Annotated in this window: 12 protein-coding genes; 6 read left to right on the forward strand and 6 right to left on the reverse strand. The window is 64.9% G+C overall.

What is annotated here, in order from left to right:
* Positions 1–405 precede the first annotated feature (405 nt).
* The 5 genes from uvrA to ACSQ23_RS16345 all read left to right on the forward strand — a co-directional run bounded on the left by uvrA (position 406) and on the right by ACSQ23_RS16345 (position 5,973).
* Complete coding sequence (gene uvrA / locus ACSQ23_RS16325; protein ID WP_436091215.1) at positions 406–3,294, forward strand: excinuclease ABC subunit UvrA; 2,889 nt, start codon at positions 406–408, stop codon at positions 3,292–3,294.
* A 135-nt stretch (positions 3,295–3,429) separates the two neighbouring features.
* On the forward strand, positions 3,430–4,050 hold the full coding sequence (locus tag ACSQ23_RS16330) for an RNA ligase family protein (RefSeq protein WP_436091216.1): 621 nt from the start codon (positions 3,430–3,432) through the stop codon (positions 4,048–4,050).
* A gap of 79 nt (positions 4,051–4,129) precedes the next feature.
* The gene (locus ACSQ23_RS16335; RefSeq protein ID WP_056000517.1) at positions 4,130–5,197 is read left to right on the forward strand and encodes a dipeptidase; all 1,068 of its coding nucleotides are present in this window, start codon (positions 4,130–4,132) and stop codon (positions 5,195–5,197) included.
* Between the two features lie 270 nt (positions 5,198–5,467).
* A complete protein-coding gene (locus ACSQ23_RS16340) occupies positions 5,468–5,614 on the forward strand; it encodes a hypothetical protein (protein ID WP_156384681.1) in 147 nt (48 codons plus the stop codon).
* A 209-nt stretch (positions 5,615–5,823) separates the two neighbouring features.
* Positions 5,824–5,973, forward strand: a complete 150-nt coding sequence (locus ACSQ23_RS16345; protein WP_082434573.1) for a DUF1127 domain-containing protein — start codon at positions 5,824–5,826, stop codon at positions 5,971–5,973.
* A gap of 151 nt (positions 5,974–6,124) precedes the next feature.
* Here ACSQ23_RS16345 and ACSQ23_RS16350 read toward each other — a convergent pair whose 3' ends face one another.
* Both ACSQ23_RS16350 and ACSQ23_RS16355 read right to left on the reverse strand, forming a co-directional pair.
* Positions 6,125–6,772: a glutathione S-transferase family protein gene (locus ACSQ23_RS16350; RefSeq protein ID WP_436091217.1), complete on the reverse strand. Its 648-nt coding sequence runs from the start codon at positions 6,770–6,772 to the stop codon at positions 6,125–6,127.
* 123 nt (positions 6,773–6,895) lie between these two features.
* Positions 6,896–7,387, reverse strand: coding sequence for an ester cyclase (locus ACSQ23_RS16355; protein ID WP_436091218.1), 492 nt, complete (start codon positions 7,385–7,387; stop codon positions 6,896–6,898).
* A 237-nt stretch (positions 7,388–7,624) separates the two neighbouring features.
* Between ACSQ23_RS16355 and trmFO the strand changes: the two genes are divergently transcribed.
* Entirely contained in the window at positions 7,625–9,016 is a 1,392-nt protein-coding gene (gene trmFO, locus ACSQ23_RS16360; RefSeq protein ID WP_436091219.1) for a methylenetetrahydrofolate--tRNA-(uracil(54)-C(5))-methyltransferase (FADH(2)-oxidizing) TrmFO, read from the forward strand.
* Between the two features lie 328 nt (positions 9,017–9,344).
* Here trmFO and ACSQ23_RS16365 read toward each other — a convergent pair whose 3' ends face one another.
* The 4 genes from ACSQ23_RS16365 to secD form a co-directional block, all read right to left on the reverse strand.
* The gene (locus tag ACSQ23_RS16365; protein ID WP_436091220.1) at positions 9,345–11,111 is read right to left on the reverse strand and encodes a DUF4153 domain-containing protein; all 1,767 of its coding nucleotides are present in this window, start codon (positions 11,109–11,111) and stop codon (positions 9,345–9,347) included.
* A gap of 70 nt (positions 11,112–11,181) precedes the next feature.
* Positions 11,182–12,021, reverse strand: coding sequence for a phytoene/squalene synthase family protein (locus ACSQ23_RS16370; RefSeq protein ID WP_436091221.1), 840 nt, complete (start codon positions 12,019–12,021; stop codon positions 11,182–11,184).
* Positions 12,018–12,407 (reverse strand): Mth938-like domain-containing protein, encoded by a 390-nt coding sequence (locus tag ACSQ23_RS16375; protein WP_055880002.1) that lies wholly within the window; start codon positions 12,405–12,407, stop codon positions 12,018–12,020. The genes ACSQ23_RS16370 and ACSQ23_RS16375 overlap by 4 nt, the downstream gene beginning before the upstream one ends.
* A 3-nt stretch (positions 12,408–12,410) precedes the next feature.
* On the reverse strand, positions 12,411–14,966 hold the full coding sequence (gene secD / locus ACSQ23_RS16380) for a protein translocase subunit SecD (protein WP_056000532.1): 2,556 nt from the start codon (positions 14,964–14,966) through the stop codon (positions 12,411–12,413).
* Positions 14,967–15,043: the final 77 nt, after the last annotated feature.

Genomic DNA, 15,043 nt, shown 5'->3' on the forward strand with positions numbered 1-15,043 from the left:
CTTTCCAACTTTTCCCGGAAACGCGCCCGGGAGAAACTCCGGCGCGTATCCTACCGCTATCGTCCGCCCGGCGCGCGCGCCAAAGGGCCTTAGCCCACAGCTTCGTCGGCGCGTCGTCGTTCCTCTTATGTTCTCCTCGCGCCGCGGTTTGTCAAGCGTGGGCTGCAATGTGCCACCGCACGACAGCACTTGACCGACTCTCGGGTTGTTCCCCTTATGTTCACGTGAAGTTTTGAGCAGAGCTGTGAACCGCCGTGGTGACAGGAACCGTTGCGGCGTGGTTAAGTTGCAAGTCGGGCGCCGGATACCCAGATGTGCGGCCTAGCCCCTCTTTTTTGAAACCCTGACACGATTTGGCACAAAGCGGCACTATGGTCGCTTGCCCTCGTCAAGTGGAAGTCTTTGATGGCCGACAGACCTAACCCGAACCGCGATCTCGTCATCAGGGGCGCCAAGGAACACAACCTCAAGAACATCGACCTGAGGTTGCCGCGCGACAGCCTCATCGTGATGACCGGGTTGAGTGGCTCGGGCAAGTCGTCGCTCGCCTTCGACACCATCTATGCCGAGGGCCAGCGCCGCTACGTGGAATCGCTGAGCGCCTATGCGCGCCAGTTCCTCGAGATGATGCAGAAGCCCGATGTCGAACAGATCGACGGCCTCTCGCCCGCCATCTCGATCGAGCAGAAGACCACCTCGCGCAACCCGCGCTCGACCGTCGGCACGGTCACCGAGATCTACGACTACCTCCGCCTCTTATTCGCGCGCGTCGGCATCCCGTACTCGCCGGTCACCGGCCTCCCCATCCAGAGCCAGACCGTCAGCCAGATGGTCGACATCGTCATGTCGCAGCCGCCGGAAACCCGGCTCTATCTGCTGGCGCCGATCGCCCGCGGCCGTAAGGGCGAGTACAAGCGCGAACTCAATGACCTGATGCGCAAGGGCTTTCAGCGCGTCAAGATCGACGGCGAGTTCCACGACATCGAAGACGCGCCTAACCTCGACAAGAAGATCAAGCACGACGTCGAAGTGGTGGTCGACCGCCTGGTCGTCGGCCCCGACATCGCCACCCGCCTCGCCGAAAGCTTCGAGACGGCGCTGAAGCTCGCCGATGGCATCGCCTTCGCCGAGTTCGCCGACGAGCTCGATGAGAACGGCGCGCCCAAGCGGCTGATCTTCTCCGAGAAATTCGCCGATCCGATCTCCGGCTTCACCATCCCCGAGATCGAGCCGCGGCTGTTCTCGTTCAACAACCCGTTCGGCGCCTGCCCGGTCTGTGATGGCCTCGGCACCGAGCAGAAGATCGATCCGAACCTGATCGTCCCCGATGTCAGCCTTTCGCTGCGCGACGGGGCTATTCTGCCATGGTCGAAGACCAGCGCGCCCTACTACCTGCAGACCCTGCAGGCGGTAGCCAAGCACTATGGCGCCTCCACCGGCACCGCCTGGGAGGAGCTCTCCTTCGAGGTGCAGCACGCGATCCTCTTCGGCACCGGCTCGACGCCGATCAACTTCGTCTATGACGATGGCCTTCGTACCTACAAGTCGACCAAGCCCTTCGAGGGCGTGATCGGCAACCTCGAGCGGCGCTACAAGGAGACCGAGAGCGCCGGCATGCGCGAGGAAATCGAGAAGTACATGTCGCAGGCGCCCTGCGTCGCCTGTAACGGCTACCGCCTGAAGCCCGAAGCGCTGGCGGTAAAGATCGATGGCCTGCACATCGCGCAGGTCAGCGAGAAGTCGATCAAGGCCGCAGCCGAGTGGTTCACCACCCTGCCAGCCAAGCTCACCGAGCAGCAGAACAAGATCGGCGAGCGCATCTTCAAGGAGATCCGCGAGCGCCTAGGCTTCCTCAACGACGTCGGCCTCGACTATCTGACGCTGGCCCGCAATTCCGGCTCGCTGTCAGGCGGCGAGAGCCAGCGCATCCGGCTTGCCAGCCAGATCGGCTCGGGCCTTACCGGCGTGCTCTACGTGCTCGACGAGCCCTCGATCGGCCTGCACCAGCGCGACAATGCCCGCCTGCTCGAAACGCTGCAACGCCTGCGCGACATCGGCAACACGGTGATCGTCGTCGAGCACGACGAGGATGCGATCCTGCTCGCCGACTATGTCGTCGACATCGGCCCGGGCGCCGGCGTCAATGGCGGCCACATCGTCGCCGAAGGCACGCCGCAGCAGGTGATCAGCAATCCCAAGAGCATCACCGGCCAGTACCTGTCGGGCGTGCTGAGCATTCCGATGCCGATGGAACGGCGGAAGCAGTCGAAGACCAAGAAGCTCCACATCGACGGGGCGACCGGCAACAATCTGAAGAACGTCTCGGTCGACGTACCCCTGGGCAACTTCGTCGCCATCACCGGCGTCTCCGGCGGCGGCAAGTCGACGCTGATGATCGACACCATGTATCAGGCGATCGCCCGCCGGCTGAACGGCGCGCGCGTCAACCCGGCGCCGCATAACCACCTCACCGGTCTCGAGCACCTCGACAAGGTGATCGACATCGACCAGTCGCCGATCGGCCGCACGCCGCGCTCGAACCCCGCCACCTATACCGGCGCCTTCGGTCCGATGCGTGAATGGTTCGCCGGCCTGCCGGAAGCCAAGGCGCGCGGCTATGGCCCAGGGCGTTTCTCGTTCAACGTCAAGGGCGGCCGCTGCGAGAAGTGCGAAGGTGACGGCGTCATCAAGATCGAGATGCACTTCCTGCCCGATGTCTATGTCACCTGCGAAGTGTGCAAGGGCCACCGCTACAACCGCGAGACCCTCGAGGTGCAGTTCAAGGGCAAGTCGATCGCCGACGTGCTCGACATGACCATCGACGAAGCCGTTGAGTTCTTCGCCGCGGTCCCCTCGATCCGCGAGAAATTCCTCACCCTGCAGCGCGTCGGCCTCGGCTACGTCAAGGTCGGTCAGCCTGCCACCACCCTTTCGGGCGGCGAGGCGCAGCGCGTCAAGCTTTCGAAGGAACTCAGCCGCCGCGCCACCGGGCGCACGCTCTACATGCTCGACGAGCCGACAACCGGGTTGCATTTCCACGATATAGCGAAGCTCCTTGAAGTGCTGCACGAGCTGGTCGACACCGGCAACACCGTGGTGGTCATCGAGCACAACCTCGAAGTCATCAAGACCGCCGACTGGGTCATCGACATGGGCCCCGAAGGCGGCGATGGCGGCGGCGAGGTGGTCGGCATCGGCACCCCCGAGGACATCGCGGCCAACCCGCGCTCGCACACCGGCCGCTTCCTCAAGGAAATCATGGAACGCCGCCCGCAGCGGACTGCGGCGGAGTAAAGCCGCTTGGCTGCGGGATGACTTCCGGCGTCGAGGCATCGGCGAAGCGGTCGACCCGACAGGCAGCCTGCCGGCGCGGTCCTTGCCTGGCAGGCGTGATTGCTTTGCAGTCCGACGGCGTGCTTGGTGCGCAGCATGAAGAAATACGGACGGACCTACCACCTGCCGATTTCGCCCGGCGTCACCAGCGACGACAAGGTCATGCTGGGGCTCGACGGGCTGATGGCCGACGATCTGGTGGTCACCGAGAAGATGGACGGCGAGAACACCACCATCCATCACGGGGGTTCGCACGCCCGCAGCCCCGATAGCCGATACCACCCATCCCGTGACTGGCTGAAGGCCTTTGCCGCTGGCATCAGCTCGCAACTGACCGATGGCGAACGCATCGTCGGCGAGAACGTCTACGCCCGACATTCAGTGGGCTATGACAACCTGCCGTCCTATTTCCTCGGCTTCGGTTGGATCATCGACGACGAGATCCAGCCCTGGGATGCCACATTGGCGCGGTTCGAAGAGCTCGGCGTCACGCCGGTACCAACACTCTATCGCGGGCCCTTCACGACAAGCCTGTTCGAAAACCTCGCCGCATCGCGGGATCGGACGAGGCAGGAAGGCTTCGTCGTGCGCGTCGCGGCTGCGTTCCCGGAAGCGGAAATGCCGATCCGCATGGGCAAATATGTGCGGGCGGGCCACGTTCAGGACGAGACGCACTGGATGAAGGCCGAGCTTATCGCCAACCGCTTGGCGAAGTGACACCGCCCGCGGAACCGGGCGGCGGGCTCTTGTTCCGATCCCCGGCCCCTGCTCTTCTCTCTATCAGACTCTCTCGCGCATGGACCTCACCTTGACCACGCCCCTCCCCATCTTCGACGGCCATAACGACGCGCTGCTGCGCCTGTTCAATTCGACTGCTGCGGACCCGGTCGCCGGCTTTCTTGCCGGTGGCGAGGACGGGCATATCGACCTGCCCAAGGCGCGCGCCGGCCATCTCGCCGGTGGCCTGTTCGCGGTGTTCTGCCCTTCGCCTGAGAAGATCGATTTCGGCGCCCTGCGCGCCGCCGGTGGCGAGGTGCCGATGCCGCCGCCGCTCCCCATGGACGCGGCCCGCCAGAGCGCCGTGCGGATGATCTCGCTGCTGTTCCAGCTCGAGCGCGCCTCCGCCGGCCAGTTCGCAGTATGCCGCAGCGCCGCCGATATCCGCAGCGCCATGGGGCGTGGAGCGATGGCGGCTGTCCTCCATATCGAGGGCGTCGAGTGCATCGATCCCGAGCTCGATTTCCTCGAAGTGCTCTATGCCGCGGGGCTCCGCTCGCTGGGCCCGGTGTGGAGCCGCAACAATGCCTTCGGCTATGGAGTGCCGTTCCGCTTCCCCGGCTCGCCCGATATCGGCCCGGGCCTCACCGAGGCCGGCAAGCGCCTGGTCGCGGCCTGCAATCGGCTGGGCGTGCTGATCGACCTGTCGCACCTCAACGAGCGCGGCTTCTGGGATGTGGCGGAACTGTCGAGCGCCCCGCTGGTCGCCACCCACTCCAACGCCCACGCCCTCTGCCCGACGCCGCGCAACCTCACCGACGACCAGTTGCGCGCCATCCGCGACAGCAACGGCATGGTCGGGCTCAACTTCGCCACCGGCTTTTTGAGACCCGACGGCCAGATGAACCCCGAGACCGATATCGAACTGATGGTCCGCCACCTCGACCACCTGATCGAGATCGCCGGCGACACCCATGTCGGCATCGGCTCGGATTTCGACGGCGCCATGATCCCGTCGACTATCGGCTCGGCAGCCGACCTGCCAGTGCTGGTCGAGGCGCTGGAGCGCCATGGCTATGACCGGCCGCTGCTCGAGCGTATCGCTAGCAGCAATTGGCTGTCGTTGCTCGAACGCACGATCGGCTGAACCGGAGCGTTCTCAGAAAAAGCCTGTCCCCGCGAAGGCGGGGATTGCAGACTTTTCCGGTTCGAAAGCGCGACCACATGAAGCTCTTCGGCCCCGATCCCTGCCCTTTGTGGTGCCGGCCGGGCGGGTCGGCGCTTTTGCGGGAAATCTGTGACAGTCGCGTGAAATTGCCATGCATCTGATGCATGTCGGCACTGATAACTCACTGCATGCGCATTGGCGCAAATCGGCTCATGCTCCGGGTGTGGTGATCCGCAAAAGGAGAACGCCATGTTTGTTCGTGCCGTCTGGCGCCATCGGCGACTGGTCGACATCAGGCAGACCTTGCGGGAACTGGACGTCCCCACAACCCGCGATGCTCTGGGGATTGTGGGACCCGACTTCCAGAAGATGACCCGCGGACTGTTCGACCGCTAGCCCTTCATCTATCGCTAACCATTCGAGAATGGCCGCCGTGTGCCCGGCGGCCATTTTCTTGCCCGGAGCCTGCCGCCAACCTGAATCGCAAATGAACGTGAGCGGTTAATGCCATGCACCAGACGCATAACGGTTCTGATACATCTCCATCTGCTCGTCCCCCACGAACGAGACTATCTATGTTCTCGTAAACGAAAGGAGACTTGCAAATGGGTATTCGCACTACGCTGAAGAAGTGGGCCGCCTACCAGCAGACCGTCCGTGAGCTCAATGCTCTCGACACCCGTCAGCTGAGCGATCTCGGCATCACTCGCACGGACATCCAGCGCATCGCCCGCGACCATGCGCGCACCATCTAACGGTTCGCTTTCTGGTTCGTGCCTGACGCCGGCATCTTAGAACGCTCGCTTCCTGATAGAAGCGGGCGTTCAGCCTTTCTGGGGCTCGGAGCGTTGTCAGGAAAAGTTGCAGACTTTTCCGGTTCGACAGCGCGACCAAGAATCAGTCTGGTCAAAACGCCAGCCGCCCCACCAGTTCCTCGTATGACACGTTGATCGCCTTGCGGAACGCCGCGCGCTCGTTGAGCCTCGAATGCCAGGCCTCGACATGCGGCAGCGATGGCCGCTCGATCGGCATGGTCGACCAGCGGAACAGCGACGCACCAGCGACGATATCGGCATAGCTGAGTTCGTTGCCGCCCAGGTACGGCGCTTCGGCCAGCCGCGCTTCCAGGAGGCGGAAGCACTTGATCGAAGCCGCCAGCGCCTTGTCGATCGCCGTAGCGTCCTGTTGCGCCACCGGCGTGCGCACCTTCAGCCAGAACAGCCCGATCCAGGCCGGCTGGAATGTCGTCGCCGTCCAGTCGGTCCACTGGTCCACCACCGCCCGGTCACGCGCCTCCATCGGAAACAGCAGCCCGCTGCCATACTCGGCGCTCAGATAGCGGACGATGGCGTGACTCTCCCAGATCGTCAGGTTGCCGTCGCGCAGCGTCGGCACCAGCCCGTTGGGGTTCATCGCCAGATACTCGGGCGTGTCGTTGCCCTTGAAACCGCCGCCCAGCGGCACATGCTCGCAAGGCAGCTCGAGCTCTTCCAGCGCCCACACCACCTTCTGGACGTTCCCCGAGCTCAAGCGCCCCCAAAGCGTGATGGTCATGGCGTCTCCAGAAAGTTGCGTGGTTCCCACTCGCTAGCTATCTGGCGCGCAATGGCAAAACAAGGGCAGGCCGACCGAGCCCGCAAACCGTCATTCGCGGACCCGTGGCCTTGCTCTGCAGTCTCAGTTGGCCGCCGGGGGCTTCATGGCGCCCATCTGGGTCATCATCTGCAGGAGTTGCTCGACGTGCCAGACTTCGGCGAGCTTGCCGTCGCGGACCAGCCAGACATCGATCGCTTTGAAGTCCACCGGCTTGTTGGTGGCGGGCATCTCCATCATCTTCCCGTCATTGGTGCCCTTGGCGGTGGAAACCACGGTCACGTAGTCGCCACTCACCAGCACCATGTCGTTCTCGATCTTCATGTCGGAGAACGCCGTGGCGAACCCCTGAAGCTCCTTGGTCAGCGCCTCGACACCCGCAGCCATATCAGGGCCGCCGGTGTGATCGACGATGTCGGCAGCGATGAACTCCGGAAAGGCATCGAAGTTTCGAGCGTTGAATTCGGTGTAGAACCGCCGGGCGAGCGCCTCGTTTGCGGCGTCATCCGCCAGCGCTGGCCAGACTGCCAGGGCGAGCGCTCCGAGGGCGACAAAACCAACGAACCATCTCTTCATGTGGGCCTCCCTAAGCTTGGTGCACGCTGTCCGGGACCGGACCGTGACAGAGCGGGAAACGCGTCGCCGAGGGGGGCGACCCGGCCGCTCCAAGTTCTAGCACCGAGGGCCGTGGCGGGTAACACACGTCCCCGTGTCGTCCGGATCGCTCTGTCCCGCCGACGGTCGCCGATGCGTGATGGCGAAGGCGCCGCCCCCAACGTTGCGCAGCCGCGCCCCAATTGCTATCTGGCGCCCATGTCAAAACACCTCGAACCCATTCATGTGATCGGCGGCGGGCTCGCCGGCTCGGAAGCCGCCTGGCAAGCCGCCGAAGCCGGCGCCAAGGTGGTGCTGCACGAGATGCGGCCTACCCAGAAGACCGACGCGCACCAGACCGAAGGCTTTGCCGAGCTGGTCTGCTCCAACAGCTTCCGCTCCGACGATCACCAGCACAACGCCGTCGGCCTGCTGCATGAAGAGATGCGCCGCTGCAACTCGCTGATCATGCGTGCCGCCGATGCGCACAAGCTGCCGGCCGGTGGCGCGCTGGCGGTCGATCGCGACGCGTTCTCCGATGCGGTCACCGCCGCCATCCACAACCACCCGAACATCACGATCGAGCGCGGTGAAGTTGCGGGCCTGCCGCCCGAAGCGTGGCAGAACGTCGTCGTCGCCACCGGGCCGCTGACCTCCCCTGCCCTGGCCGAGGCAATCCAGCAGCTGACCGGCGAGGACTCGCTCGCTTTCTTCGACGCCATCGCGCCGATCGTCCACCATGAGTCGATCAACCACGACATCGTCTGGGCGCAGTCGCGCTACGACAAGGTCGGGCCGATGGGCAACGGCCAGGATTACCTCAACTGCCCGATGGACGAAGCGCAATACAACGCCTTCGTCGATGCGCTGGTCAGCGCCCCGCTGCATGAGTTCAAGGATTGGGAGAAGGTGCCGTATTTCGATGGCTGCCTGCCCATCGAAGTGATGGCCGAGCGCGGCCGCGACACGCTGCGCTGGGGCCCGATGAAGCCGGTCGGCCTCACCAACCCGCGCAACCCGACGGTAAAGGCGCACGCCATCGTGCAACTCCGTCAGGATAATGCGCTGGGCACGCTCTGGAACATGGTCGGCTTCCAGACCAAGATGCGCTACGGCATCCAGGCCGAGATTTTCCGCATGATCCCCGGTCTCGAGAATGCGCAGTTCGCCCGGCTCGGTGGACTGCATCGCAACACCTTCCTCAACTCCCCCAAGGTGCTGGATGCAAACTTGAGGCTTAAGGCGATGCCGCGGCTGCGCTTTGCCGGCCAGGTCACCGGCGTTGAGGGCTATGTCGAAAGCGCCGCCGTCGGCCTGATGGCCGGCCGCATGGCCGCCGCCGACGCGCGCGGCGAGCAACTGGCGATCCCGCCGGCCACTACGGCGATGGGCGCTCTGATCAACCACATCACCGGCGGCCATCTCGAGGCCGAGGCCTATTCCGGGGCGCGCAGCTTCCAGCCGATGAACGTCAATTTCGGCCTGTTCCCGCCGATATCGATCGCCAAACCCGAAGGCCATGTCGGCCGCTGGAAATCGACCGAGAAGACCATCGCCAAGAAAGAAGCGATCACCTCCCGGGCGCTCGACGACATCATGGCGTGGGCCTGACGGGATTCGTCCCCAACCACCGGGTCACCCCGGCGTAGGCCTATATCGCTAAGTTAGAGGGATACCTGCTGCCCTTATGCCGCGCCCATCGGCGAACTTGCCACCCGGCAGCGCCCCATACTCGGTGTCATCCCTGCGAAAGCAGGGACCCAACTCACAGCCCGCGCACGTGGATAGATGGGTCACTGCTTTCGCAGGGATGACAGCCGGTGGGTGGGCACGATCGTAACTTGGCGCGTATGGGCGCAGGCCGGGGCCCATCCTGAGGCCTCTCCAACCTAGCCCGAAGGCGGCAGCATCCAGTATGGGCTCCGGCGCAGTTGGCAGGCTATTGGGCCACGGCCGAGAATAGCTGACCATCGAGACTGCTCAGCACATTGGGGCCGTCATTGTTCTCGCCGCGATCAAAGCTTGCCGACTGCAGCACCAACCGGTAGCTCGTGCCCGCCACCGTGAAGTCGATCCACGGCGCGACGAGGAAGCCACCGCTCTGCTGGGCCAGCCAGGCGGTGAGGTCGAGCGGTTGCAGATTCTCGTCGGTACTGCCTGCCGGGCCGACCCGAACTGCGCCGCCCGACATGACGAAGCGCAGCGGCGGCAAAGCAACCGCGGTGTCGCCGTAGAGCCCGACCGGGCGGACCAGGTAAGGTGTCGCCGTCACGTCAATCGGCGCGCCATCGAAATCGCGGAACAGCGTCGCAAAGCGCTGTTCGCCATCGGTGGTCGGCTGACTGATCCCCAGCGCCTCCAGCACCACGTAGGATCCATCCTGCAGCGGATCCCAGGTCACGCCATACCTGCCCATCACCTCGCGCACCGCGCGCTGCCCTTCACGCGAGCCGGTGAGGTAGTCGATGATGCCTCGCGCCTCGGCGATCTCCTCGGCGCTCCAGTCGCCGCGCGGCGGACTGGCGGATTTGTCGGCGCCGGCATTCATCACCAGTGCGTCAAGCCGCATCGCCTGGGTACTTTGCGCCAGATAGCTGTAATTCCACGGCCCCACCGACAGCACCATGAGGATGAGGCCGGCCAGCGCCGGGATCAGCCGGATGTCGCCCCGCCCGACGATGAACACCAACGCCAGCAATGCGGCCCAGGCGCCGCCCGCCAGCAGCAGGATGCGTTCCGCAGTGAGGCCATAGGCATCCACCCGCACCCACACCGCGATGAAGAACAGTACCAGCGGCGCCAGCGTCAGCCAGAACCACCAGGCACGGAACAATCGAACCAGCGGTCGCGATCGCATGAAGGCCGGATGGACGATCAGCCAGGTCGCCGCCCCGGTAACCACTAACCCGAGCACCATCCAGCCGATCATCCCCTGCGGCAGCTTCTGCGTGATGGCGATCTGTGCCGCGTAGGCGAGCAGGATCAGCGCATAGATCACCAGCAGCGGCACCAGGATGAACTGGCCGATGAAGCCGATCGACAGCGGCAGGAAGTCGACCCGGTCGAGCTCACCAGCCCGATAGGCCGACAGTCTGGGCAGCGTCGCCAGCCAGTAGACCGGTGCGAGGAACAGCCCGACGAACGGCAGCACCGTGTTGTAGAAGATCTGCCCGGTCTCGAGGCCGAACAGGATCGACAGCGAGCGCTCGATCGCCGCGGTGCCAAGCCCGATGATAAGTGCCGCGGCAGCCGCGATCACCGCCGTGGCGACGGCCTGCTGGTTGGTCCACCAGAAACGATCCTGCTGCTCGGCCCGCGGCGCCCCGCGCTCGATCCGGGTGAATGGCGACACCGACAGCCAGAGCAGTGATATCGCCGGCAGCGCCCACGGCACGATCCAGGCCGTATCCGTCACCTGGAACGCGCCGATCGCCAACAGCGGCAGCACGTAGGTCAGCAGCAGCCCGGCGATCCGCGCCGTCGGACGACTTTCGGTGAAGTAGACACCGGCCACGGCCAGTACTGCACCGGTCGCCAGCCCCGCCGCCGCGCGCATCCACGCTTCATCCTGCAGCCAGCTGACACTGTTAAGCGCCCCGATGACAACAAGCGTGTTGGCGAGCGCCAGGAGGATGGCGAACCAGAAGCGCTGCCAAGTCAGCAGGAAATCCGGAGCCTGCTTCTCCAACCACGCCCTGAAGCCCATCGCGCCCTCATCCCCCAAGGCTATGCCTGAAGGGTCATGATGGCGATTCTCCGGCCGCCCACCAGCGCCGTCACGCGCGACGCGCCGACCACCACCACATGGCGAGGATTTTCCGCCAGTCTGCTGTCGCAGCGGTCGCGGCGAACGGCGTGCGCTGGCGAGCCGCCTGGCGCAGCTCCGGCCCGATCAACGCCACCGGCGCGAAGGCCGGCCGCAGCTGCGTCGGCAGCACCGCTATCGCCCGCTGCGCCTTGCCCAGATGCTCGACCGCCAGGTCGTTCACCTGCGCCAGCGCTGCGAACAGCCCCTCGCTCGCCGCGCCAGCGAGGATCTCGCCATCGGTCACGCCATTGGCCGCAAAGATGTTCATCGGCAGGAAGATGCGGCCCTGCGAGGCGTTGAAGCCGAAGGCGCGCAGGTGCCCGGCCAGCGCATGCGCGACGCCCAGATGCCCAGCCGCATCGCCAGTCTCGACTTCGGTGCCGCCGTTCAGCACCATCGCCGCGAGCTGGTACAGCACCGAGACCGTCTCGCCGGCATAGCCTTCGAAGTTCGGGACATCAGGCATCGGGTCCTGGTAGAGGTCGAAGCGCCGGGCTGCCACCAGCCGGAGCAACGGGCCGCTCGGCAGCCCATAGCGCGACATCGCATCGAGCAGCGCCGCCGCCAGTGGGTTCTGGCGCACATTGCCGTGCCCAGTCCCCTTCAGCGCGTCGGCCCACCACTGCAGGCGGATTTCTCCGGCCGTCGGCTCGCGCGCCCGGTCACGGATCGACGCCACATCGGCGCTGAAGGCGTAGAGCGACTGGATCGCCGTGCGTTCCGGCTCTTTCAGCAGCAGCGTCGCAAAATAGCGATCGCGATCGGCGTCGCGGAGGAAGCTCGCGACGTACCCGGCGTCTTCGCTCATCGGGCGTTCTCGACCGCGAGGAGAGCCGCGCCCACGGCACGATCCTCGGCCAGCAGCACGTTGTAAGTGCGCACTGCCCCGCCGGTGGCGATGGCCTCGACGATCACCCGGCGCTCCTTCAGCGCGGCGCGCACCGCGGGGTCGAGCCCGGCGATATCGCCGCCGAGCCCGATCAGCAGCACATCGAGCTGATCGGCGGCCTCCAGCACGGCCTGAAGGCTATCGAGCGTCACCTCGCTGGGCTGCGTCGCCTCCCAGGCGAACATGCCGCCGGGGAGACAGAGCAGCGAGCCGCGATGCGACAGGCCGGCAAAGCGGAAACCGCCATTGCCGTAGGCATCGATGGGGACCTGCCGGGGATAGAATCCCTCCCCTCGCTCAACCACGGATTAAACCGCGGCGCCGTCGGCGCGCTTGTTCGCCTTGGCCTTCTTTTCCTTCTCTTCTTCCATCTCGCTACGCGGCTTGAGCCCGAAATAGATCAGGATCGGGCCGCCGATGAAGATCGAGGAGTACATGCCGAAGATCGAGCCGAAGGTCATGGCGATGGTGAAGCCACGGATCGACTCGCCGCCGAAGAACACCAGCGGGAACAGCGCCAGGAGCACGGTGAACTGCGTCAGCGAGGTACGGACGATCGTCTGGTTGATCGAGAGATTGATAATCTCGGGCACCGACATCTTCTTGTATTTTCGTAAGTTCTCTCGGACGCGATCGGAAATCACCACCGTTTCGTTGAGCGACAGACCGACCAGTGTCAGCACCGCCGCGATCGAGGAGAGGTTGAACTCCAGCCCGGTGATCGAGAACAACCCGACGGTCATAATCACGTCGTGCAGCGTCGTCGTCACGGCGGCGAGACCGAACTGCCACTCGAAGCGGAACCAGACATAGATCAGGATGGCGAACAGCGTCACCAGCACGGCGATCGTGCCGTGGACGGCCAGTTCACCAGAAACCGTGCCGCTCACCGCCTCGGTGCGTCGAACCTCGTACTCCTCGGTCGCCAGCGTCTTGGTGACTTCCTGCACGGCCACCTGCTGCTCGGCGTCGCCGCCCGGCTGCAGCTGAATGCGCACCAGCAGGTCCTGTGGCGTGCCGAAGCTCTGCACCTGCACTTCGCCCAGGTTCAGCGGCTCGAGCAATTCACGCACGCGCGCCGGGTCGGCATCGCCCGTGGTGTGCTGCACTTCGATGGCGGAGCCGCCGACAAAGTCGATGCCGAGATTGAAGCCCTTGAAATAGGCGGTGCCGATGGCGAGCACGGTCAGGACGATCGAGAGGATGATCGCCGCGCGGGACATCTTCATGAAGTCGATCTTGGTTCCGTCCGGGATGAACCGGAAGTGCTGGATCCTCAGCGTCTTGGGCCGCTTCCAGTGGTACCAGATGCCGATAAAGAAGCGGGTCACCGTGTAGGCGGTGAACAGCGAGGTCAGGATGCCCAGCGCCAGCGTCACGGCAAAGCCCTGGATCGGGCCTGAGCCGAGGAAGTACAGCACAATGGCCGCAATCAGCTGCGTCAGGTGGGAGTCGATAATCGTGCCCCAGGCGCGATGGAAGCCCGCATCCAGCGCCGCGAGGATCGATTTGCCCGCCCGCTGCTCTTCTCGCATGCGCTCGTAGATCAGAACGTTGGCGTCGACCGCTACGCCGATGGTGAGCACGATACCGGCGATACCGGGCAGCGTCAGCGTTGCGCCGATCGCCGAGAGCGATCCGAGGATCAGGAAGATGTTGAGCACCAGCGCCACGTTGGCGAACACGCCGAACAGGCCATAGGCGATAACCATGAACGCCAGAACGGCGACCGAGGCCACCGCACCTGCAGTGATGCCGGCGCGGATCGAGTCCGCACCGAGGCTGGGGCCGACCGAGCGCTCCTCGACCACGTCGAGGCTGGCCGGCAGCGCGCCGGCGCGCAGCAGCACGGCGAGATCGTTGGCCGATTGCGGGGTGAAATTGCCGCTGATCTGACCCGAGCCGCCGGTGATCGCCTGCTGGATGACCGGTGCGGTGATCACCTGGTTGTCGAGCACGATGGCGAAGCGCTTGCCGACATTCTTCGAAGTGATTTCGCCGAAGGTAATGGCGCCGCGGGTGTCGAACTGGAAGCTCACCACCGAACGCGAGGTCTGCTGGTCGAAGCCGGGCTGCGCGTTGGTCAGCGATTCACCGCCGAGTTCGATGTTCTCGTTCAGCAGCTCGCTGCCGCCATCGGCGCTCGGCAGGATGAAGTAGCCCGACGGGATGCCCTGTGCCTCGGCCTGCGCCGCGGTCATCGAGGGATGGACCAGGTGGAAGGTGAGGCGCGCCGTCTGCTGGACGAGGTCCTTCAGCCGCTCGGAATCCTCAAAACCCGGCACCTGCAGCAGGACGCGGTCCTGCCCCTGGCGCTGGATCGTCGGCTCGGTGGTGCCCACCTCGTCGACGCGGTTGCGGATCACTTCCATCGACTGCGCGACCAGCGACGACATCCGTTCCTTGACGCCGTCAGGCGTCAGCGACACCACGATCTTGCCGTCGGTCGTCTCGGAGAAGGCCAGCTCCGGCACGCCACCGACACCGAAACTGCTCGACACGTTGTTCTGCAGCTTCTGCACCGCCGTCATCGCGGCAGCTTTCTGCGAGGGGTCGGTCAGCTCGATGGTGATCGAATCCGGGCCGGTGGTGATCAGGTTGCCGATGCCGTTGTCATTGGCCAGCGCCGAGCGCACATCGCGGCGCAGCGACTTGATCCGCTCGGTGATGATCGACTCGCGGTTGACCTGCAGCAACAGGTGCGAGCCGCCCTGCAGGTCGAGGCCGAGCACCACGGTCTGCTTGGGCAGGAAGCCCGGCCAGCTGGCGAGGATATCCTTGGGCAGGAAGCTCGGGATGGTGAACAGGATGCCAAGTATCGCAACGATGACGATGATGGCTGACCGGAATGGCGATGACTGCATGGTCGGAACTTGGGTCCTGTATGGTGCTCCCGGGGACAGCAGGCCGCCCCGGAGCAAACGGAGCCCAGTGGCTCCGC

It is taken from the genome of Devosia sp. LjRoot16 (assembly GCF_964252795.1).
Lineage (GTDB): Bacteria > Pseudomonadota > Alphaproteobacteria > Rhizobiales > Devosiaceae > Devosia_A.

Excerpts from the sequence above, each read along its gene's own strand:
- ACSQ23_RS16365 (WP_436091220.1), bottom strand. The coding sequence starts at position 11,111 with ATGGGCTTCAGGGCGTGGTTGGAGAAGCAGGCTCCGGATTTCCTGCTG.
- ACSQ23_RS16350 (WP_436091217.1), bottom strand. The coding sequence starts at position 6,772 with ATGACCATCACGCTTTGGGGGCGCTTGAGCTCGGGGAACGTCCAGAAG.
- ACSQ23_RS16355 (WP_436091218.1), bottom strand. The coding sequence starts at position 7,387 with ATGAAGAGATGGTTCGTTGGTTTTGTCGCCCTCGGAGCGCTCGCCCTG.
- trmFO (WP_436091219.1), top strand. The coding sequence starts at position 7,625 with ATGTCAAAACACCTCGAACCCATTCATGTGATCGGCGGCGGGCTCGCC.
- ACSQ23_RS16370 (WP_436091221.1), bottom strand. The coding sequence starts at position 12,021 with ATGAGCGAAGACGCCGGGTACGTCGCGAGCTTCCTCCGCGACGCCGAT.
- uvrA (WP_436091215.1), top strand. The coding sequence starts at position 406 with ATGGCCGACAGACCTAACCCGAACCGCGATCTCGTCATCAGGGGCGCC.
- ACSQ23_RS16330 (WP_436091216.1), top strand. The coding sequence starts at position 3,430 with ATGAAGAAATACGGACGGACCTACCACCTGCCGATTTCGCCCGGCGTC.
- ACSQ23_RS16345 (WP_082434573.1), top strand. The coding sequence starts at position 5,824 with ATGGGTATTCGCACTACGCTGAAGAAGTGGGCCGCCTACCAGCAGACC.
- ACSQ23_RS16340 (WP_156384681.1), top strand. The coding sequence starts at position 5,468 with ATGTTTGTTCGTGCCGTCTGGCGCCATCGGCGACTGGTCGACATCAGG.
- secD (WP_056000532.1), bottom strand. The coding sequence starts at position 14,966 with ATGCAGTCATCGCCATTCCGGTCAGCCATCATCGTCATCGTTGCGATA.
- ACSQ23_RS16335 (WP_056000517.1), top strand. The coding sequence starts at position 4,130 with ATGGACCTCACCTTGACCACGCCCCTCCCCATCTTCGACGGCCATAAC.